Origin of the sequence: Sphingobium fontiphilum (genome assembly GCF_014196635.1) — a bacterium.
GTDB lineage: Bacteria > Pseudomonadota > Alphaproteobacteria > Sphingomonadales > Sphingomonadaceae > Sphingobium > Sphingobium fontiphilum.
The window spans coordinates 396,219-415,453 of sequence record NZ_JACIEB010000001.1 but is presented as its reverse complement, the minus strand read 5'-3'; the positions used below and the strand labels follow the sequence as shown (position 1 = coordinate 415,453).

The following is a 19,235-nucleotide window of genomic DNA, read 5'->3' as shown; positions in this document are numbered from 1 at the left end:
ACATGGGAGCAAGCCCCGGTCATCCTCCCGGCATATTTTTCCGCTTTGATAGCGTTCGCGGCAGAGATTGAAAAGCGCCGGTTCCCAACGCGTCGCCTTCAGGCGCCGCGCTGCGCCTTGCTGGTGTCGAGCATCCGGCCATTGGTGATGATGACCAGATCGCCCAGCTTCGCCACCTTGAACAGCTTTTCGGCAAAGGGCGTCGGCACGCCGATACAGCCATGGGTGGCGTTGCCCCATTGAACGTCGCTGCCGTGGATGGCGACGCCGTCATTGGTCAGGCGCAGCATATAGGGCATGGGCGCGTCATACAGGTTCGACACATGGTCGGCGTCCTTCTCCGTGATCGGGAACGCGCCCAGCGGGCTGGGCTTGTTGTCCGCGCCATAGATGATGACGGCGGCGCCGATTTCATAGCCATCGCGGAACACCGACAAGGTCTGGGCCTTGAGGTCGATGGTCACGATGATGCGGCCATCGGCGGGGGCGCCATTTTCGTCCCACATATAATCGCCATGGCGGAAGGGAGGCTGAATGGGGAGAACGCGGCGAACCACAAGGGCGCCCTTTTCAACCTCGACCGGCTGATTGCGCGAGCGTTCGATGGGCTGGGCGGAGGCGATCTGTGCCGGCTTGGGCTGTGGCGTCGGTTGCGGCGCGGGCGGCGTTTCGCCGGGCGCACGCTCGGCAAGGCCAGTGACCACCGCCGCCAGCGCCAGAACGCCGCCGCCAAGCAGCAATTTGGGAGCGACCGAACGGATCAACGATTTTACCATGGCGCGCGCCACCTCCTTGTCGAGGCCATGTTAGGGCAAAAAGGTTAATCGCTGCCTTCGCGCCCCGCTTCGGCGACAGCGATGGCGATCATGTTCAAAATGCCGCGCGACGATACGCCCGGCGTCAGCACATGGATGGGCTGGGACAGGCCCAGCAACATGGGGCCGATGGTCGGCGAACTGGATGAGGCGGCCAGCGCCGTAAGAGCGATGTTGGCCGAATCCAGATTGGGCATGACCAGCAGATTGGCCGGGCCAGCGAAGCGCGAATCGGGGATGAGCTTGTCCCGCAGCGCCTGACTGAGCGCCGCGTCGGCGTGCATTTCGCCATCGACGGTCAGCTCGGGCGCTGCCTTGCGCAGCAATGTAAGCGCGCTGCGCATCTTGCGCGCGCTGGGGCTGTGCGAAGAGCCGAAATTGGAGTGGGACAGCAGCGCAACCTTGGGCTTGAGGCCGAAATGGCGCAGTTCGGTGGCGGCCAACTGGGTCAGTTCCGCCACCTGTTCAGGGCTGGGGTCCGGCACCATATGGGTGTCGGTCAGGAACAAGGCGCCCGCATCGAGGATGAGGCCCGACAGGGCGTAGACGCGCTCATTGCCCGGCAGCCGGTCGATGATCCGCAGCACATGTTCCACCTGTCCCCAATATTCCGAATTGCCGCCGACCAGCGCAGCATCGGCATGGCCCATGCGCAGCAGCATGGCGGCGGTGACCGCCGGGCGGCGATAGACATGGCGCTGAATTTCCGCAGCGGGTATGCCGCGCCGGGCGGCGACCGTGCGATAGCCTTCGACCAGCTTCGCCATCAGTTCGTAGTCGGTTTCGGGATCGACAATCTCGACGTCCCGGTCGAGGTCGAGGCGCAGTTCCAGTTCCGCGAGTCGCTTTTCCAATATGCGGCGGCGGCCGACGAGAACCGGCCGCATCAGCCCTTCCTCCAGAGCATCATGGACGGCGCGGAGCACGCGCTCATCCTCGCCCTCGCCAAAGGCGACCCGCTTGCCGCTGCCACGCGCGGCATCGAAAACGGGCAGCATCAACTGGGTCGACCGGGTGTTCTGCCCCGACAATTTCCGCCGGTAATGATGGATGTCGAGCGGGCGACGCGCGACCCCGGACGCCATGGCCGCGCGGGCGACGGCGGGCGCGATCTCCAGGATCAGGCGCGGGTCGAACGGGGTGGGGATGATATAATCGGGGCCGAAGGTCAGCTTGCGGCCGCCATAGGCCTGCGCCACGCTGTCATGCGCGGGACGGCGCGCCAGCCCGGCAATCGCCTCGGCCGCCGCCATCTTCATCGCTTCGTTGATTTCCGTTGCGCCAGCGTCCAGCGCGCCCCGGAAGATATAGGGGAAGCACAGGACATTGTTGACCTGATTGGGATAATCCGACCGGCCAGTCGCGACGATGGCGTCGGGCCGCGCGGCGCGCGCGACTTCGGGCAGGATTTCCGGCTCCGGATTGGCGAGCGCGAAGATCAGCGGCTTGTCGGCCAGCAGCGGCAGCCATTCGGGTTTCAGCACGCCCGGCGCCGACAGGCCCAGGAAGACATTGGCCCCCGGCAGCACTTCGGGCAGGGTGCGGGCATTGGTGTCGCGGGCATAACGCGCCATATTGGGCAACATGCCCTCGCGGCCCGAATGGATGACGCCGTCCTTGTCGGTCAGCGTCACATGGTCGACGGGCAGGCCCATGGCGACCAGCAGGTCGACGCAGGCCAGCGCCGCCGCGCCCGCGCCCGACGTCACCAACCGCGCGTCGGCCAGAGTCTTGCCCTGAAGCACCAGCGCATTGGTCACCGCCGCCGCGACGACGATGGCTGTGCCATGCTGATCGTCGTGAAAGACCGGAATGTTCATCCGTTCCTTCAGGCGCGCCTCTATGGCGAAACATTCGGGCGCCTTGATGTCTTCCAGATTGATGCCGCCGAATGTCGGCTCCAGCAGCGCCACGGCTTCGACGAACTTGTCGGGGTCGGTGGTGTCGACTTCGATGTCGAACACGTCGATGTCGGCGAACTTCTTGAACAGGACGGCCTTGCCCTCCATCACCGGCTTGGACGCGAGCGCGCCGATGGCCCCCAGGCCAAGGACGGCGGTGCCGTTGGAAATGACCGCGACCAGATTGCCGCGCGCGGTGTAATCCAGCGCCTTGTCGGGATCGGCGGCGATCTCGACACAGGGGGCCGCCACGCCGGGAGAATAGGCCAGCGCCAGATCGCGCTGGTTCACCATCCGCTTGGTCGGCTCTATGCGGAGCTTACCGGGCTGGGGATAGCGATGATAATCGAGGGCGGCGCGGCGGGTGTTTTCGTCCATGCCGACGCCTTAGGCCGCTGGCAGGGCGGGGGCAATGCCACGATGGCTCCAGGGCGGCGTCGGCGCATAGATTTCGGCCAGAAAGTCGATGAAGGCCGACAACGCCAGCGGGGGATGCGGTTGATGGGGATAGACGGCGAACAGGCCGACATCGGAAGAACCCTCATGGCCCGACAAAATCTGGCGCACACGGCCATCGGCCAGCGCGTCGCTGACATCCCACAGCGAACGCAATGCTATGCCCACGCCGCCCAGCATCAACTCGCGCACGACCTCGCTGCTGTTGGTGCGGACATGGCTCTGCCCGTCGACCGTGGCCGCGCCGCGCGGGCCGATCAGCCGCCAGGGCAATTGCCCGTCGGCGGCGAGCAGGCGATGATGTTTGAGGTCGCCGATCCGCTCCGGCGCGCCAAAGGCGTCGAGATAGGCGGGCGTGGCGCACAGGAGACGGCGGTTGGTGGCCAGTCGCCGTGCGGCCATGCCCGATCCGGGATCGGCGGTGATGCGGATGGCCATGTCCGTCCGGGCGCCGAGCAGATCGACATAATCGTCTGACAGATCAAGGCGCAGGTCCACATGCGGGTGCAGCATCAGGAACCGGCCCAGATGGGGGGCGACGTGCATTCGTCCGAAGGATGTGGGGGCGCTGATGCACAGGGGGCCGGATACGGCCTCGCTCAACCCCGCCACGCGGCGCTCCGCCGCATCCAGCGCCGCCATGATCGGCAACAGGTCGGCATGGAGCCGTGCGCCCGCGGGGGTCAGCGCCAACCGTCGGGTCGTGCGCTGGATCAGGCGCGCGGACAGCCGCTGCTCCAGCCGCATCAGCCGCTTCGACACCATGGCCGGGGAGATATGCAGGCGTCTTCCCGCCGCAGCCATGCCGCCTTCCGCAACGATGGTCGCGAACAGGGCATAATCGGGGTCCATGATTATTTCCTTAGGTGAAATTCTTAATTCATATAATGGCGTCTATCGCATATAATCGTGAAGGTCTATTCAGGCCCGGAAATATGGGAGCCTGAACCATGGGATTGTTTGTTGATCGCGCCGGCCTGCAGGTCGCGTCCGAGTTGGTCGATTTCATCGAAAATCGCGCATTGCCTGGCACGGGCGTCGATACTGCCGCATTCTGGACCGGTGCGGCCGGGATTTTTGCCACCCTCGCGCCCCGCAACGCCGCGCTGCTCGCCAAGCGGGACGATCTTCAGGCGAAGATCGACGCCTGGCACAAGGCGCGGTTCGGCCAACCTATCGATCAGGCCGAATATCAGGGATTCCTGCGGGAAATCGGCTATCTCGTCCCGGAACCCGCGCCCTTCGCCATCGGCAGCGAAAACGTCGATGACGAAGTCGCGTGCATGGCCGGGCCGCAACTGGTCGTCCCCATCCTCAACGCCCGTTTCCTGCTGAACGCCGCCAACGCCCGCTGGGGCAGCCTCTATGACGCGCTCTATGGCACCGACGCCATTCCCGGCACGCCAGAGGGCAAGGGCTTTGACGCCGCGCGCGGCGCGCAGGTCATCGCCTGGGCCAGGGCGTTTCTGGACGACGCCATCCCGCTTGCGTCGGGAAGCTGGGCCGACCTGACGAGCGAAGACATCGTGCTGGCCGACCCGACGCAGCTCGTCGGCGCCAGCGCCAAGGGCAAGCTTTTCCGCCATAATGGCCTGCATATCGAAGTCGTCTTCGACAAGGACCATCCCATCGGCAAGGACGATCCGGCGGGCATAGCCGACGTCATCCTGGAATCCGCGCTGACCACCATCTGCGATCTGGAAGATTCGGTCGCGGCCGTCGATGCGCAGGACAAGGTTGCCGCCTATGCCAACTGGCTGGGCCTGATGCAGGGCGACCTGACCGACACGTTCGAAAAGGGCGGGGCGATGATGACCCGCGCGCTCAACCCCGACCGCGCCTATACCGCGCCCGACGGTAGCGCCTTCACCCTGCCGGGCCGCAGCCTGTTGTTCGTCCGCAATGTCGGGCATCTGATGACCACGCCTGCTATTCGCTTGGCCAATGGCAATGAAGCGCCCGAAGGCATATTGGACGGCATCGTCACCAGCCTGATCGCGCTTCATGACCTGAAGCGGGAAGGTGGCAACAGCCGCGCGGGCAGCGTCTATATCGTCAAGCCCAAGATGCACGGGCCGGAGGAAGCGGCGTTCACCAACGCATTGTTCGACGCGATCGAGGATGTGCTGGGTCTTGCCCGTTATACGCTGAAGGTCGGCGTGATGGATGAGGAACGCCGCACCTCCGCCAACCTTGCCGCCTGCATCCACGCGGTGAAGGACCGCATCGTCTTCATCAACACCGGCTTCCTCGACCGCACCGGCGACGAGATGCACACGTCGATGCAGGCCGGGCCGATGATCCGCAAGGGCGCGATGAAGAGCAGCGACTGGATCGCCGCCTATGAGGATCGCAACGTCCAGATCGGCCTTGCCTGCGGCCTGTCGGGCCGGGCGCAGATCGGCAAGGGCATGTGGGCGGCGCCGGACAAGATGGCCGACATGCTGGACCAGAAGGTCGGCCACCCGAAGAGCGGCGCGAACACCGCCTGGGTGCCTTCGCCCACGGCGGCGACGCTGCACGCGACCCATTATCACCGTATCGACGTGTTCGCGCGGCAGGAAGAGCGCAAGGCGGAAGGGATCGCCCCGCTCGACCGGCTGCTGACCATTCCGGTCGCGCCCGCCGGGCATAACTGGTCGGCCGAGGAAGTCGCCGAGGAACTGGACAACAACGCCCAGGGCATCCTTGGCTATGTCGTCCGCTGGATCGATCAGGGCATTGGTTGTTCGAAGGTGCCCGACATCCATGACGTCGGCCTGATGGAAGACCGCGCGACGCTGCGCATTTCCTCCCAGCATATGGCCAACTGGCTGCTGCACGGCGTGTGCACGGCGGATCAGGTCGACGCCGCCTTCGCCCGCATGGCTAGGAAGGTCGACGCGCAAAATGCGGCCGATCCGCTCTACCGGCCGATGTCGGGCAACGAAGAGAGCAGCTTTGCGTGGAAGGCGGCGCGGGCGCTGGTGTTCGAAGGCGTGGAGCAGCCCAGCGGCTATACCGAACCGCTGCTGCACAAATTCCGCCTGGAGGCGAAAGCCGCCGCCTGACGGGGAGAGGGCCGCCGTCGGTTGCGACCGGGGCCGATTGGTAGACTCCTACCCGTCATCCCGGCCTTGAGCCGGGGTCCAGCTTCTATGGGTAGATTGGAAGAAGCTGGGTCCCGGCTCAAGGCCGGGATGACGGTCGCTGCCAGCCTTCGCTGGCTGGACGGATGCTGCATTACGACCAAATCCCCCGCTTGTGCGGCGAGGCGCTTCCCACTAAATCGCCCCCATGACCTCGACCAACGACATTCGCCGCTCTTTCCTCGATTATTTCGGGGCCAACGGCCACACCATCGTTCCCTCGGCCCCGCTGGTGCCGCACAACGACCCGACGCTGATGTTCGTCAACGCAGGGATGGTGCCGTTCAAGAATGTCTTTACGGGCCTGGAAACCCGCCCCTACAAGACCGCGACGTCGAGCCAGAAGTCGGTCCGCGCGGGCGGCAAGCATAACGACCTCGACAATGTCGGTTACACGGCGCGGCACCATACTTTCTTTGAAATGCTGGGCAATTTCAGCTTCGGCGATTATTTCAAGGAACAGGCGATCACTCATGCCTGGACGCTGCTGACCAGGGAATGGGGCCTTCCCGCCGAGAAGCTGACCGCAACCGTCTACCACACGGACGACGAGGCGTTCGACCTGTGGAAGAAGATTGCGGGCCTTCCCGAAGAGCGCATCATCCGCATTCCGACCAAGGATAATTTCTGGGCGATGGGCGATAGCGGCCCCTGCGGACCCTGTTCGGAAATCTTCTACGACCATGGCGACCATATCTGGGGCGGCCCTCCGGGTAGCCCGGAAGAGGATGGCGACCGCTTCGTCGAAATCTGGAACCTCGTCTTCATGCAATATGAGCAGGAAGCCAACGAGATCGTCAGCGAACTGCCCAGGCCCAGCATCGACACCGGCATGGGGCTGGAGCGCATCGCCGCCGTGCTTCAGGGCGTGCATGACAATTATGATACCGACACGTTCAAGGCGCTGATCGCCGAGAGCGGGGCGCTGTCGAAAACCGCGACGGATGGCGAGCATAAGGCCAGCCATCGCGTCATCGCCGACCATCTGCGCTCGACCAGCTTCCTGATCGCCGACGGCGTGCTGCCCGCGAACGAAGGCCGGGGCTATGTCCTGCGCCGGATCATGCGCCGGGCCATGCGCCATGCCCACATCATCGGCGCGAAGGAGCCGCTGATGTATCGCCTCGTCTCCAGCCTCGTGTCGGAAATGGGCGGCGCCTATCCCGAACTGGTCCGCGCCCAGTCGCTGATCGAGGAAACCTTGCTGCGCGAGGAAACCCGCTTTCGCAAGACGTTGGAAAACGGCCTGCGCCTGCTGGACGAAGCGACCGGGGATATGGCCGAAGGCGGCACATTGCCGGGTGAGACGGCGTTCAAGCTCTATGACACCTATGGCTTCCCCTATGACCTGACCGAGGACGCGCTGCGCTCGCGCGGCCTGACCGTCGACCGCGCCGGCTTCGACGCCGCCATGGCCGAACAGAAGGCCGCCGCCCGCGCCGCGTGGAAGGGGTCGGGCGAAAAGGCGTCGGACGACATCTGGTTCGACATTGCCGAAACCACCGGCAGCACCGAATTTGTCGGCTACACGGCCACGCAGGGCGAAGGCGAGGTGCTGGCGCTGGTGAAGGACGGCGCGCGCGTTGACAGCGCGGCGGCTGGCGATGAAGTGGTCGTCATCACCAACCAGACGCCCTTCTATGGCGAAAGCGGCGGCCAGATGGGCGACGCCGGCGTGATTTCCACGCAGGCCGGGTTGAAAGCCGTGGTCGAGGATACGTCCAAGCCGCTAGGCCGCCTGCACGCGCACAAGGCGCGGATCGCAGCAGGCGGCGTCAAGGTGGGCGACACCGTCCATCTGGCGGTCGACACCGACCGGCGCGACCGCATCCGCGCCAACCACAGCGCCACCCATCTGCTTCACGCCGCGCTGCGCAACCAGTTGGGCGCGCATGTGACGCAGAAGGGCAGCCTTGTCGCGCCCGATCGCCTGCGCTTCGACTTCTCGCATCCTGAGGCGCTGACGAGCCAGCAGATCGCCGCGATCGAGGCGGATGTGAACGCGCAGGTCCGCCATAATGAGGAAGTCACGACCCGCCTGATGACCCCGGACGACGCGATCAGTGCGGGCGCCATGGCGCTGTTCGGCGAAAAATATGGTGACGAGGTCCGCGTGCTTTCCATGGGGAAGGGCGACGGGCTGAGCTATTCGGTCGAATTGTGCGGCGGCACCCATGTCCGGGCGACGGGGGACATCGCCCTGTTCAAGATCGTGTCGGAAAGCGCCGTTTCCAGCGGCGTGCGCCGTATCGAGGCGCTGACCGGAGAGGCCGCGCGCCTGTGGCTGACCGAGCGCGACGACAAGCTGCGCCAGACGGCTGCGACGCTCAAGACCACGCCCGACGACGTGCCTGCGCGCATCGCCGCGCTGGTGGAACAGAGCCGCAAGCTGGAGCGTGAACTCGCCGAAGCGAAGAAAGCGCTGGCGCTGGGCGGCGGCGCGGGGGGCGCGGCCCCGGCCGGGCCGGAACAGGTGGCGGGTTTCAGCTTCCTCGCGCAGGTGATCGACGGCCTCGACCCGAAGGAACTGCGCGGCATCGTCGATGGTAACAAGAAGACGCTGGGCAGCGGTATTTCCGCCGTGCTGGCGGTCGTCGATGGCCGCGCCACCATCGCGGTGGGCGTGACCGACGACCTGACCGCCACGGTGAGCGCCGTCGACCTGGTCCGCGCGGGCGTAGAGGCGCTGGGCGGCAAGGGCGGCGGCGGCCGTCCCGACATGGCGCAGGGCGGCGGCCCCGAAGGCGACAGGGCGCAGGCGGCGGTCGAAGCGGTCAGGGCCGCGCTGGCGAAGGTCGCGGCATGATCTGTCGCCCCTGATCGGCATCGGGGGCGGAAGGAAGGAGGAAATCCGTGGCGACTATGTTCCGCATTGCGATATTCTGCATGATCGCGGTTTTTCCGACGCCGATCTTGGCCCAGCCAGCGCCTCCGCCGCAGGTCGTTGCCATGCCGCGCACGATGACATCGCCGATAATGGTGGCGACGATCCCGGTTCGCGTCACGCTTTCCATGGGGCCGGACATTTTGTGGTCGGGTAATCTGTTGGTCGGCCGCGCATCCGCGCGTGTGTCGATCCAGGAAGCGGCCGACAACCCGGCATCATGTGACGGTGAAACATCCGGCAGCGAGACGCGCAGTATCGAAATCACGATCGGCCGATACCAGGTTGACCGCCTGTCCGTCTCTGCGCGCTACTCAAGGCCTGCCGACGACAAAGCCTGTCCACGCGGCACAAGGCAAATTTCGATCCAGCAACAACTCGTGCTCACCGATGGTGAAGCCGTGCTGGACGGAGACGGCGGCTTGCGTCTCACTTTGTCGCGCGAACAACGCAAATGATGTGAGGCCGGACGGTTCAGCTGCGTCCCATATTCTCCATCCATGCCAACAGCACCATCGGCATATTGGTGCTCGGCATGGCGGGCAGGTGGTCCTCCCGCAAAGACAGATAGATATCGACAACGGCCAATAAAGCTGTGCGGATTTCGGCGGCGTCATGGCCCGCCAGCGTCGCGGCAAGCAGGCCATCCGGATCGACGCCGGCCTGTTCGATTCGCCGGACGCCGCGCTGCGGCTGACCCGCGCGTCGATAGAGCATCGGGCCAATCACATGCTCGCGCAGCCAGCCGAGCATCCCCAACGCCTCATATAGTTCGCCGCGCGCCACCTTGGTCGCGGCATAGTGAAGCCAAACCCAGATGCGGTCCTCGAACCATTGCGCATCATGGTCGGGCCAGGCGATGGCCACGCGGTCCAGCCGCTCGGCAATGCGGGATTCCTCGCGCGCGAACAGAATGGCGGGCCGCTCGATCCGCCGGTCAAGGTCATCCGTACCGACGAATTTCAAGTCCACGTGCAGCAGGGGCGGGCCATAAAGGCAGATGAGCAGGCGCGGTTCACCGACATGCTCGCCGGTAAAGGCGCTCATGACCGGCCCCAATGATCGGGCAAAAGCTGTGCGCGACGCCATGACGTCGGCCAGCGCATCGTCGCGGGCCACCAGCACCAGATCGAGATCGGAATGACTATCCATGCCGCCATGGATGAAGGAGCCGCCAGCAAGGAGCGCGATGAAGCGATCATCGGCGGCTATGGCGGCGCAGATGGTATCGATGAAGGCGGCGTGGACAGGCGGGATGCTGACGGACATGCTGTTCTCCTGAGCAGCAGTTCAGGATAAGGCTGAGTTGGCGACGGTTGCAAGCAGAAGTCTATCCGGCGGTCTGACCGCGCGGACCGAGGTAGATGATCGCCGCGCCAATGAGGCAGACGGCAGCGCCCAGCACATCCCAGCGATCCGGCTTCGTTCCCTCGACAAGCCAGAGCCAGCATAGGGCGGACATGATATAGACGCCGCCATAGGCAGCGTATGACCGTCCGGCCTGATCCAATGCAGGCAGGGTGAGAAGATAGGCGAACAGGCAGAGCGAGAGGATGCCGGGTGCGATCCACCAGGGGGACTTGCCCAGCCGAATCCAAGCCCAGAAGGCGAAGCATCCGGCGATTTCGGCGAATGCGGCGCCAAGGAAAGCAAACGCGCTCATGCCCCCTGCTATCGCATGAGAAATTCGCGCCGGCAATCGCAGGCTGGACCGGGCGACCTGTGATGAGGCCATGGGTTCATGCTGATGGCGACAACCAGGAGCCCCACTCCGTCTACCGGGCAGCCCTTGTTGGCAGAATCTTCCCTGTCCATTTGAGGATCGGCCTGATCGCGGAGTGTCTGCGCGACATTTCCGCCGGCAGCGCCCTCGACACGGTGATCGCCCTGCATGATAAGGCGGGCGTCGAGACCGGGGCGGCGGCGCACTGACGCAGCGTGCTTCGTCAGGAGAATAGCGGGCGCATGGACCTTGTCACCATCATTGCCGAAATCGCCGCGCATATGGGCACGCGCGACCATCGGGGCAGGGTGGCGAACTATATTCCCGAACTGGCCAAGGTCGATCCCGCCCGGTTCGGCATCGCAGTCGTCACGGTCGACGGCAGGATGATAACGGCGGGCGATGCGGACGAGCCATTTTCGATCCAGTCCATTTCCAAGGTATTCGCGCTGACGCTGGCGCTCGGCAAGGTCGGCGACCAGTTGTGGGACCGGGTCGGCCGGGAACCTTCGGGCAACGCCTTCAACTCCATCACCCAGCTCGAGCATGAACAGGGCATTCCGCGCAATCCGTTCATCAACGCGGGGGCCATCGTGGTGGCCGACGTCAATCTGGGCGGGCACCAGCCGCGCGTCGCCATTGGCGAGATGCTGCGTTTCGTTCGCTATCTGGCGGGCGATGACGCCATTGCGATCAACGAAGCGGTGGCCGCGTCGGAAACCGCGACCGGCCATCGCAACATGGCGCTGGCCCATTATATGCGCGCCTTTGGCAATGTCCGGCATCCCGTCGATCTGGTGCTGGGCAGCTATTTCCATCAGTGCGCCATCGAGATGAGTTGCCGCCAGCTCGCCCTGGCGGGCCGCTATCTGATGCTCGACGGGCGGCATCCTGATGGCGGGCGGGTGGTGTCGCCCCGCCGCGCACGGCGCATCAATGCGCTGATGCTGACCTGCGGCCATTATGACGCCTCGGGCGATTTCGCCTTTCGCGTCGGCATTCCGGGCAAATCGGGGGTGGGCGGGGGCATATTGGCGATCGTGCCGGGCGTCGCCGCCGTCGCGGTGTGGTCGCCGGGGCTGAACGACAATGGCAATAGTTATCTTGGCACGCTGGCGCTGGAGGAGCTGGCGCGGCGCACAGGATGGTCGGTGTTCAGTCCCCCCGACCCCTGACCATTTCCACCATTGTGACCGGGGTCATAGTTCACCTGGCGTTGCACTGTCATCAGGTTCGGCAACGACAGGGAGGAAATCGGGAATGACGAAGCGCGTTTTTGCGGCGCTGGCGCTGATGATGCTGGCCGCCTGTTCGACATCCGGGCCGATCCGCATTGCCTGCGCGGAATTTGACAAGGCCGGCGCCACCGGCGCGGCGCTGCGCCACCGCCTGCCGCCATCGCCGCTGGAGGCCGAGATCCATGGCGACGACAGCGCGGCCATGGTCGCCGCAGCCGCCGAGATCACCGCGCCGCCGACGCCGCTGCAATCCCTGCTGAATCGCAAGCTGACGCCGGATCGTCGCGACGAGCGCCGCCTGTCGGTCCTTCTGTTGTCGGGCGGCGGGCAATGGGGCGCTTTTGGCGCGACCTATTTGAAGACGCTGGCCGACAAGGGCCAACTGCCCGATTTCGACGCCGTGACCGGCGTCAGCACCGGCGGGTTGCAATCGCTGTTCGTAGCGCTGGGCACGCCAGAGGCGATGGCGGCGATGGAGCGCAATTACAGCCCGGCTCGCGAAAGCGATGTCGTTGACCGGCACCCGCAATGGCAGGCGGCCATTCGCGGGTCGATGGCGGGGCTCAAACCGCTGCGCCGCAAGATCGAGGCGGCTTTGTGCCCCGATGGCGCCGAGGCGGGCTGCCCGCTGATCGCGGCGCTGGCCGACCTGGACAAGGTCGTGCTGATCGGTTTCGTCGAGGCGGACAGCGGCGATTTCTTCTATGTCGACGCGGTGGAAATCGCCCGGCGCTACCGGCGCGATCCCCGCACGGCCCAGCAATGCCTGGCGGGGGCGGCGCTGGCGTCGGCCGCTATGCCGGTCTTTTTCCAGCAGGTGCGGGTTGGCGATAAAAGCTATTATGACGGCGGCGTGCGCCAGTCGGTCTTTGCCGCCCGGATCAGCGCTGACGTGGAGCGCGCCTTCCACAGATCGACGGGCGATGCCAAGCATGACGCTGCGCGCGAGCCGGCGATCTATATCGTGCGGAACGGGCCGACGACGCTGGCGCGCGCGAAAAGCCGCGTGCCTGGCGATCCGCTTACCAAGCCCGACGTCAATTCGGACGCGCTGACCAACGCCATCCGGGCGGAGGCCATTGTCGTCAACCAGTTGGAAGTCGGCTCCATCGCGGCGTTGCGGCTGGAGCATCCCGTCGGGCCGATCCATTTCGTCACGGCCGACGGCCATGATGCGGCCGCGCCTGAAGGTGGCGGATGCACCAAGCCGGAGGACATCATGTTCGACCCCGGCTTCATGGGCTGTCTGCGGGCGTGGGGGAAGCGGAAGGCGGAACGCACCGAACCATGGCGCACGCTCAGCCCGATCAACGGTGGGCCAGGTTGATTGGCGGATGGGGACAATGGTGCCGGCTGAGGGGATCGAACCCCCGACCTTCGGTTTACAAAACCGCTGCACTACCGCTGTGCTAAGCCGGCCATCCATCGGGATGAAGGCAGCCCATATAGTCAGATGACGCCGAACGTCCAGCCCTCTGTGCGGGCGATGAGCGGATTGAGCGCATCAGGCGACCAGAGCGACGCTTCCCCCGACCGATGGCGCATCCATGCGGCGGTCAGGATCGCGTCGGCGCCGTGGTCGTCGGGCATGGGGCCGAAATGGGGCATGGCTCCTAAGGACGACAGCGCATCGTTGAGCGCTGTCGCATCGCGCATCTTGCTGCGTCCCTTTGGCCGTCCGGCGTCGCGCGCCGCGATGCTGGTATAGATCTCGACGATCAGCGATCCGTCCTCGGGCGCTGGATCGAATGGCCAGACCGGAACATGGGCGCGCGCCCGATGGAGCAGGCGCATTCCGGCAAAGCTGGCCTTGGCCACCTGCGCTGCGCCGATGGCGTCGTAGACCGTGGACGGCTTGCCGCCGCCTTGCGCGTTGTATCGGGCTTCGCATCGCCGCAGGTGCATGAAGTCGGATTTCACGCCATCCGCCTTGCCGAAATAGAAATGACGGCGATGGGCAGTTTCCAGAAAACTGGCCGCGCCCAGATCCGCATCGTCGCAGCGCGCGTCGACATAGGCCCAGAAGGCCGGGGCGTCATCCGGCACATCGTCGCCGGGCAGATAGCCGCCCCTCTCGATCAAGGGCGGCGCGAAACTGAAATCGAATCCGAACAGCGTCGGTCTCGATCTTGCGGTCGCCACCAGCCAGTCGGCGACTTCGGTGCGCGACCAGTGGCGGCCGGATGGAGAGGCGACAAGCGCGGGCGCCGCCTTGCCCGGCTCGCACGAGGCGACCGCTATCCCCTTGTGCCGATCGCCCTTTGCGCCCGACCAGTCGATGGCGACGAATCGCTCGAAGCGCGGCGTCATGCGCCGCCGCGTTCGGCGCGCAATTTGCTCCACCACGCCATGCGCTCCGCAATTCGCGCCTCGAACCCGCGTTCGCCGGGCGTGTAGAAGGTCTGCGGGGTCATGTCCCGCGGCCAGTAATCGGCGCCCGAATAGCCATCCTTCGCGTCATGGTCATATTCATAGCCCTGCCCATAGCCGACATCCTTCATCAGCCTGGTCGGGGCGTTCAATATATTGGCCGGGGGCATCAGCGATCCGGTGTCGCGGGCGGATTTCCAGGCTGCTTTCATCGCCTTGTAGGCGCCGTTGGATTTCGGGGCGGTCGCACAATAGAGACAGGCCTGCACGACCGCCAGTTCGCCTTCGGGTGACCCGAGGAAATCATAGCTGTCCTTGGCGGCGAGGCACTGGATCAGCGCCTGCGGGTCGGCAAGGCCGATATCCTCGCTGGCGAATCGGACCAGACGGCGCAGCACGTAAAGCGGGTCTTCCCCCGCCACCAGCATCCGCGCGAGATAGTAAAGCGCCGCCTGTGGATCGGACCCGCGCAGCGACTTATGAAGCGCGGAAATGAGGTTATAATGGCCCTCCCGATCCTTGTCATACACAGCGACGCGGCGGTGCAGCAGGGCGGACAGGCCGACCGGATCAAGCGGCGCGGGAAGATCAACGGAAAACAGCGTCTCCGCCTGATTGAGCAGGAAGCGGCCATCGCCATCGGCGCTGGCGATCAGCGCCTCGCGCGCGGCGGCGTCAAGGGGCAGGGGCCGGTCCATCAGCGCTTCCGCCCGGTCGAGCAGCAGGCCCAGCGCATCGCTGTCCAGCCGCCGCAGGATCAGCACCTGCGCGCGCGACAAAAGGGCGGCGTTCAGTTCGAAACTCGGGTTCTCGGTGGTCGCGCCGACCAGCGTGACCGTGCCATCCTCGACAAAGGGCAGGAAGCCATCCTGCTGCGCCCGGTTGAAACGGTGGATTTCATCCACAAACAGCAGCGTGCGCTGGCCAGTGCGGGCATGATCGCGCGCGGCGGCAAAAATCTTCTTGAGGTCGGCGACACCGGAAAAAATCGCAGAGATGGGCTCGAACCGCATACCCACGGCCTGCGCGAGCAAGCGCGAAATGGTCGTCTTGCCCGTGCCCGGCGGCCCCCAGAATATGATCGAGGAAAGCCGACCCGCCGCCACCATGCGACCAATGGCGCCTTCAGGTCCGGTCAGATGATCCTGCCCCACCACATCCGACAATGTCTGCGGCCGCAGGCGGTCGGCCAGCGGCACATTGTCGCCGTGCGGCGTTGCATCAGGGGTGGAGGATAGAAACAGGTCGGCCATCGTCACCGATATAGGCGCGCCCGCCCGATCAGGGAACCGGGCTGGAACGAACGACCGTGCCATGGACCCGTTGGCGCACGACGCGCAAATAGGTGTCGACCAGCGCCTGGTTGACCTGATCCCAGCCATAGCGTTCGGCCTGCTGGCGGGCGGCGGCGCCTGCGCGGGCGCGATCGTCGGCGTCCATGCAATATTGGCCGAGCGCATCGGCAAAGGCGCCGATCGCGCCGGGCCGGATCAGGCGGCCGGTCACGCCTTCGCTCACGAGGCTTTCGCTGCCGGTGGCGCGCGCGGCGACCGTGGGCAGGCCGCAGGCCATCGCCTCCAGCGTCACATTACCGAATGTTTCGGTGACCGAAGGATTGAACAGCATGTCCATGCTGGCCACCGCCCGGCCAAGGTCCGGTCCCTTCTGAAACCCGGCAAAGACGGCGTTTGGCAGCCGATTTTCGAACCATTCGCGCGCCGGGCCGTCTCCCACCACCAGCACGCGATGCGCAACGCCCCGTTCGGCCAGCAGGTCGATGGTGTCCGAAAAAACGTCCAGCCCCTTTTCCATCACCAGTCGGCCGACAAAGCCGATCACCGGCACATCGGGCGCGATGCCAAGCGATTCGCGCCAGCCAAGGTCGCGGCGGTCGGCACGGAAAATCTCCCGGTCGATGCCGCGCGTCCAGATGCCGACATCATAGCTCATCCGCTGTTCGCGCAGCAGTTGCGCCATGGATTCGGACGGCGCGACAATGGCGTCGCAGCGGCGATAGAAACGGCGCAAGATCGCTTCCACCGCCGGCTCCAGAAAGGCTAGTCCATAATAGCGCGGATAGGTTTCAAAGCGGGTGTGCACCGACGCGACGATGGGCAGGCTGCGCGCCCGCGCCCAGCTTATCGCGCGATGACAGAGCGGATCGGGGCTGGCGACATGCACGACATTGGGCGCGAAAGCGGCCAGATCGCGGCGCAGCCGGGACGACAGGCACCATGGCACCCGATATTCGCCGCGCCCCGGCACCGGGAAAGATGGCGCGCTCACCAGTTCGCCCGCCGGTTCGAACGCAGGCGTGTCGGTGGTGGGCGAATAGACGCGCACGCTGGCCCCCCGGCGCAGCATATAGGCGACGGCGCGATTGAGCGCCTGATTGGCGCCATCGCGGACATAATTATAATTGCCGCTGAACAGAGCGACGCGCAGGCCGGATGCATCCATGCCGAGCGCCTTAACGCAGGTGCCGGTAAAACCCAAGTGGTCCCGTCCCGGACCTATGCTGCGCCTGGCAACCGTGGCACATGGGGCACATGACAGCCATGACCATAGACGCGCTGCTGACCGGCAGCCCCCGGCCCTTTCGCGGCGACGACCATAGCGCCATCGCCAAGCAACCGGTGTCCGGCGCGGTCCAGATCGGCTGGCAGGGGCTGGCCGGGGATCATGTCGCCGACCGGGTGCATCATGGCGGGCTGGACAAGGCGATCCATCTCTATCCGCAGGACCATTATGACTGGTGGCGGGAGCGGCTCGGCAACCATCCCCTGCTCGACGCGCCGGGCGCCTTTGGCGAGAATATCGCCTCGCGCGGGATGACGGAGGCGGACATCTGTCTGGGCGACCGCTTCACCATGGGCAGCGCGGTGGTCGAGGTCAGCCATGGCCGCCAGCCCTGCTGGAAGCTCGACCATCGTTTCGGTGCGGGCAAGGTGATGGCGACCATCGTCCAGACGGCGCGGTGCGGCATTTACCTGCGCGTGATCCGCCAAGGGGAGGCGGAGGCTGGCGCGCCGATGACCCTGATCGAGCGGCCGTTGCCTACATGGCCCATCGACCGGGTGTTCCGCCTGCTGATCGGCGGCGCTCATAAGAAGGAGCCGGAGGCGGTGCGCGCGCTGGCCGCGATGCCGGTGCTGGCGCAGGCCTGGCGGGAGCGAGCGGAAAAACTGTCCGCCTGATCACCAGCGGGGCGAGGGGAGCAGCAGCGCCGCGCCGATGCTGTCGTGCGGGGGCATGCCGTCGCTGGTGACGAAGCCATGCCACCAGAAGCTGTCCAGCGCGCTCGCCGCCGCGATCAGCGACAGGGCGCAGGCGGCCAGCCCCATGATGCGCGGTCCGTTGCCCAACCCGTAATGCGGCATCAGCGCGATCAGCGCCAAGGGCAGCACGGGCAGGAAATAGCGCCCCTGCGTTCCCTGAATATAATCGGCGGCATAGGGCGTGCCGGTGAGATACATGGCGGTTTCGATGAGGATGGCGACCCCGGCGGCCACCATCAGCCACCAGATGCGCTGGCCCAAACCGAACCGCTCCTGCGCGCCCGAGAGCACGGCGGCGGCCAGCATGATCCCCGCAATCGGATAGGCGACCAGCGGCAGCAATATCGCGTTCCAGCCGAAACGCCCGACGATCTGCAACGCATAGACCGGGCTGCGCTCCGCCACGCTGGTGACGAGGATATGCGCGAAGCCCATGGGATCGTTCAGGATGACGCGCAACTGTTCGGCCAGCGGCGCGGTCATCATCGTTTCGCCGGTCTTGCGCGAGGCGATGTGGTAAAGCGCCTGGCTCCCGCCGCTATAGCGCATCCAAAGCACGAACACGCCCGCGCCCAGCGCCATCACCGCCAGCAAGGTCCAGTTGCTCCGCCCGCGCCACAGCGGCCAGCGCAGCCCGGCGGCCATCAGCGGCAGGTAAACCCCCTTGGCCAGCGCCAGCACGGGGGCGGTCAGCGCCGCGACGGTCGCGCCGCCCGTGCCCGCCCCCTGCGCGCCGATCCGCAGCGCGATGGCGAGGCCGAGGAAGCCGATGCTGTTGATGACCGCGTCGGAGGAGAGCGATCCATTCTGATAGGCGAAGGTCGGAAGCAGCGCGACGGCCAGCATCGCCAGCCGGCCAAAGGGCATGATCCGCAGCGCCGCGAACAGCAGCGCCAGCGCCGTCAGCGCATTGACCAGCCGCCCCATGTAGAAGGCGCCCAGCCGGGGCAGGCCGAGCGCTTCGCCCAGCATCAGCCCCGCCGCGCCGGGTGCATAAAGGGTCGGCGCATAGCTCGCCACATTGGGGAAATCGGCGAACCGTTCCCCCGGCCGCTTGGCGTCCGCCGACCAGCTCTTGGCCAGCATGGCGGGGGTGTAAAGCTGAACCCGGCCATCGGGATCGGTCGGGAAATCGACGGCATGAATGTCGAGCGCCGCATTGGGCAACGCCGCCCCGATCATGTCGCCGCGCTGGCTGGTCAGCACCTGCCCCTGGCTCAGTAGCAGCGCCTTCATATAATGCTGGTTCTCGTCGGGCGCCTGAAAGGGCGGCGTCACGACGACGAAGAACAGCGTCATCACACAGGCCAGCGTCAGCATCAGCCTTTCAAAAGGGCCAAGATCGCTCGCCATGCTCCGTCCGTTCCGCCTTGTCCGCATAATGCCCCGGCCACCATGCCGGGGAGAGGCGCAAGGTTAAAGCCCGAGGCTTAATATTTCCC

15 protein-coding genes and 1 tRNA gene are annotated in these 19,235 nt (G+C 65.7%); 6 read left to right on the top strand and 10 right to left on the bottom strand.

The annotated features are described in order from the left end of the window. Nucleotides 1-98: 98 nt before the first annotated feature. Genes GGR44_RS01855 through GGR44_RS01845 form a run of 3 tightly spaced genes read right to left on the bottom strand, consistent with a single transcriptional unit; the run spans nucleotide 99 to nucleotide 4,024 of the window. The gene (locus GGR44_RS01855) at nucleotides 99-776 is read right to left on the bottom strand and encodes a L,D-transpeptidase family protein (protein WP_183953724.1); all 678 of its coding nucleotides are present in this window, start codon (nucleotides 774-776) and stop codon (nucleotides 99-101) included. Between the two features lie 44 nt (nucleotides 777-820). After that, nucleotides 821-3,094 carry an NADP-dependent malic enzyme gene (locus GGR44_RS01850; RefSeq protein ID WP_183953723.1) on the bottom strand — a complete coding sequence of 758 codons (2,274 nt, stop codon included), beginning with the start codon at nucleotides 3,092-3,094 and terminating at the stop codon, nucleotides 821-823. Between the two features lie 9 nt (nucleotides 3,095-3,103). Continuing rightward, nucleotides 3,104-4,024: a LysR family transcriptional regulator gene (locus tag GGR44_RS01845; RefSeq protein ID WP_183953722.1), complete on the bottom strand. Its 921-nt coding sequence runs from the start codon at nucleotides 4,022-4,024 to the stop codon at nucleotides 3,104-3,106. A gap of 98 nt (nucleotides 4,025-4,122) precedes the next feature. Between GGR44_RS01845 and GGR44_RS01840 the strand changes: the two genes are divergently transcribed. The 3 genes from GGR44_RS01840 to GGR44_RS01830 all read left to right on the top strand — a co-directional run bounded on the left by GGR44_RS01840 (nucleotide 4,123) and on the right by GGR44_RS01830 (nucleotide 9,642). Further along, on the top strand, nucleotides 4,123-6,222 hold the full coding sequence (locus GGR44_RS01840; protein WP_183953721.1) for a malate synthase G: 2,100 nt from the start codon (nucleotides 4,123-4,125) through the stop codon (nucleotides 6,220-6,222). A gap of 226 nt (nucleotides 6,223-6,448) precedes the next feature. Further along, a complete protein-coding gene (alaS, locus tag GGR44_RS01835; RefSeq protein ID WP_183953720.1) occupies nucleotides 6,449-9,106 on the top strand; it encodes an alanine--tRNA ligase in 2,658 nt (885 codons plus the stop codon). A gap of 47 nt (nucleotides 9,107-9,153) precedes the next feature. Beyond that, nucleotides 9,154-9,642 (top strand): hypothetical protein, encoded by a 489-nt coding sequence (locus tag GGR44_RS01830; RefSeq protein ID WP_183953719.1) that lies wholly within the window; start codon nucleotides 9,154-9,156, stop codon nucleotides 9,640-9,642. A 16-nt stretch (nucleotides 9,643-9,658) separates the two neighbouring features. On the opposite strand, the gene GGR44_RS01825 is transcribed toward GGR44_RS01830, so the two are convergent. Together GGR44_RS01825 and GGR44_RS01820 are read right to left on the bottom strand one after the other, a co-directional pair. After that, complete coding sequence (locus tag GGR44_RS01825) at nucleotides 9,659-10,453, bottom strand: nucleotidyltransferase domain-containing protein (protein WP_183953718.1); 795 nt, start codon at nucleotides 10,451-10,453, stop codon at nucleotides 9,659-9,661. Nucleotides 10,454-10,514: 61 nt separating this feature from the next. Next, entirely contained in the window at nucleotides 10,515-10,847 is a 333-nt protein-coding gene (locus tag GGR44_RS01820) for a YnfA family protein (RefSeq protein ID WP_183953717.1), read from the bottom strand. A 302-nt stretch (nucleotides 10,848-11,149) separates the two neighbouring features. On the opposite strand from GGR44_RS01820, the gene GGR44_RS01815 reads away from it, so the two are divergent. Together GGR44_RS01815 and GGR44_RS01810 are read left to right on the top strand one after the other, a co-directional pair. Then, complete coding sequence (locus GGR44_RS01815) at nucleotides 11,150-12,082, top strand: glutaminase (RefSeq protein ID WP_183953716.1); 933 nt, start codon at nucleotides 11,150-11,152, stop codon at nucleotides 12,080-12,082. Between the two features lie 85 nt (nucleotides 12,083-12,167). Then, on the top strand, nucleotides 12,168-13,472 hold the full coding sequence (locus GGR44_RS01810; RefSeq protein WP_183953715.1) for a patatin-like phospholipase family protein: 1,305 nt from the start codon (nucleotides 12,168-12,170) through the stop codon (nucleotides 13,470-13,472). A 17-nt stretch (nucleotides 13,473-13,489) separates the two neighbouring features. Here GGR44_RS01810 and GGR44_RS01805 read toward each other — a convergent pair. From GGR44_RS01805 to GGR44_RS01790, 4 genes are all read right to left on the bottom strand, one after another. Continuing rightward, nucleotides 13,490-13,564: transfer RNA gene (locus GGR44_RS01805), tRNA-Thr, on the bottom strand. Nucleotides 13,565-13,594: 30 nt separating this feature from the next. After that, on the bottom strand, nucleotides 13,595-14,455 hold the full coding sequence (locus tag GGR44_RS01800; protein ID WP_183953714.1) for a hypothetical protein: 861 nt from the start codon (nucleotides 14,453-14,455) through the stop codon (nucleotides 13,595-13,597). After that, nucleotides 14,452-15,768 (bottom strand): replication-associated recombination protein A, encoded by a 1,317-nt coding sequence (locus GGR44_RS01795; RefSeq protein WP_183954209.1) that lies wholly within the window; start codon nucleotides 15,766-15,768, stop codon nucleotides 14,452-14,454. Before GGR44_RS01795 ends, GGR44_RS01800 begins: the two co-directional genes overlap by 4 nt. A gap of 28 nt (nucleotides 15,769-15,796) precedes the next feature. Beyond that, the gene (locus GGR44_RS01790; RefSeq protein ID WP_183953713.1) at nucleotides 15,797-16,975 is read right to left on the bottom strand and encodes a glycosyltransferase family 4 protein; all 1,179 of its coding nucleotides are present in this window, start codon (nucleotides 16,973-16,975) and stop codon (nucleotides 15,797-15,799) included. 98 nt (nucleotides 16,976-17,073) lie between these two features. Between GGR44_RS01790 and GGR44_RS01785 the strand changes: the two genes are divergently transcribed. Further along, complete coding sequence (locus GGR44_RS01785) at nucleotides 17,074-17,712, top strand: MOSC domain-containing protein (RefSeq protein ID WP_425511296.1); 639 nt, start codon at nucleotides 17,074-17,076, stop codon at nucleotides 17,710-17,712. Here the strand turns inward: GGR44_RS01785 and GGR44_RS01780 are convergent, their stop codons facing one another. Beyond that, complete coding sequence (locus tag GGR44_RS01780) at nucleotides 17,713-19,146, bottom strand: DUF2142 domain-containing protein (RefSeq protein WP_183953711.1); 1,434 nt, start codon at nucleotides 19,144-19,146, stop codon at nucleotides 17,713-17,715. It abuts the gene before it with no gap. Nucleotides 19,147-19,235 lie beyond the last annotated feature (89 nt).

Excerpts from the sequence above, each read along its gene's own strand:
- GGR44_RS01855 (WP_183953724.1), bottom strand. The coding sequence starts at position 776 with ATGGTAAAATCGTTGATCCGTTCGGTCGCTCCCAAATTGCTGCTTGGC.
- GGR44_RS01850 (WP_183953723.1), bottom strand. The coding sequence starts at position 3,094 with ATGGACGAAAACACCCGCCGCGCCGCCCTCGATTATCATCGCTATCCC.
- GGR44_RS01845 (WP_183953722.1), bottom strand. The coding sequence starts at position 4,024 with ATGGACCCCGATTATGCCCTGTTCGCGACCATCGTTGCGGAAGGCGGC.
- GGR44_RS01840 (WP_183953721.1), top strand. The coding sequence starts at position 4,123 with ATGGGATTGTTTGTTGATCGCGCCGGCCTGCAGGTCGCGTCCGAGTTG.
- alaS (WP_183953720.1), top strand. The coding sequence starts at position 6,449 with ATGACCTCGACCAACGACATTCGCCGCTCTTTCCTCGATTATTTCGGG.
- GGR44_RS01825 (WP_183953718.1), bottom strand. The coding sequence starts at position 10,453 with ATGTCCGTCAGCATCCCGCCTGTCCACGCCGCCTTCATCGATACCATC.
- GGR44_RS01820 (WP_183953717.1), bottom strand. The coding sequence starts at position 10,847 with ATGAGCGCGTTTGCTTTCCTTGGCGCCGCATTCGCCGAAATCGCCGGA.
- GGR44_RS01815 (WP_183953716.1), top strand. The coding sequence starts at position 11,150 with ATGGACCTTGTCACCATCATTGCCGAAATCGCCGCGCATATGGGCACG.
- GGR44_RS01810 (WP_183953715.1), top strand. The coding sequence starts at position 12,168 with ATGACGAAGCGCGTTTTTGCGGCGCTGGCGCTGATGATGCTGGCCGCC.
- GGR44_RS01800 (WP_183953714.1), bottom strand. The coding sequence starts at position 14,455 with ATGACGCCGCGCTTCGAGCGATTCGTCGCCATCGACTGGTCGGGCGCA.
- GGR44_RS01795 (WP_183954209.1), bottom strand. The coding sequence starts at position 15,768 with ATGGCCGACCTGTTTCTATCCTCCACCCCTGATGCAACGCCGCACGGC.
- GGR44_RS01790 (WP_183953713.1), bottom strand. The coding sequence starts at position 16,975 with ATGGATGCATCCGGCCTGCGCGTCGCTCTGTTCAGCGGCAATTATAAT.
- GGR44_RS01785 (WP_425511296.1), top strand. The coding sequence starts at position 17,074 with ATGACCATAGACGCGCTGCTGACCGGCAGCCCCCGGCCCTTTCGCGGC.
- GGR44_RS01780 (WP_183953711.1), bottom strand. The coding sequence starts at position 19,146 with ATGGCGAGCGATCTTGGCCCTTTTGAAAGGCTGATGCTGACGCTGGCC.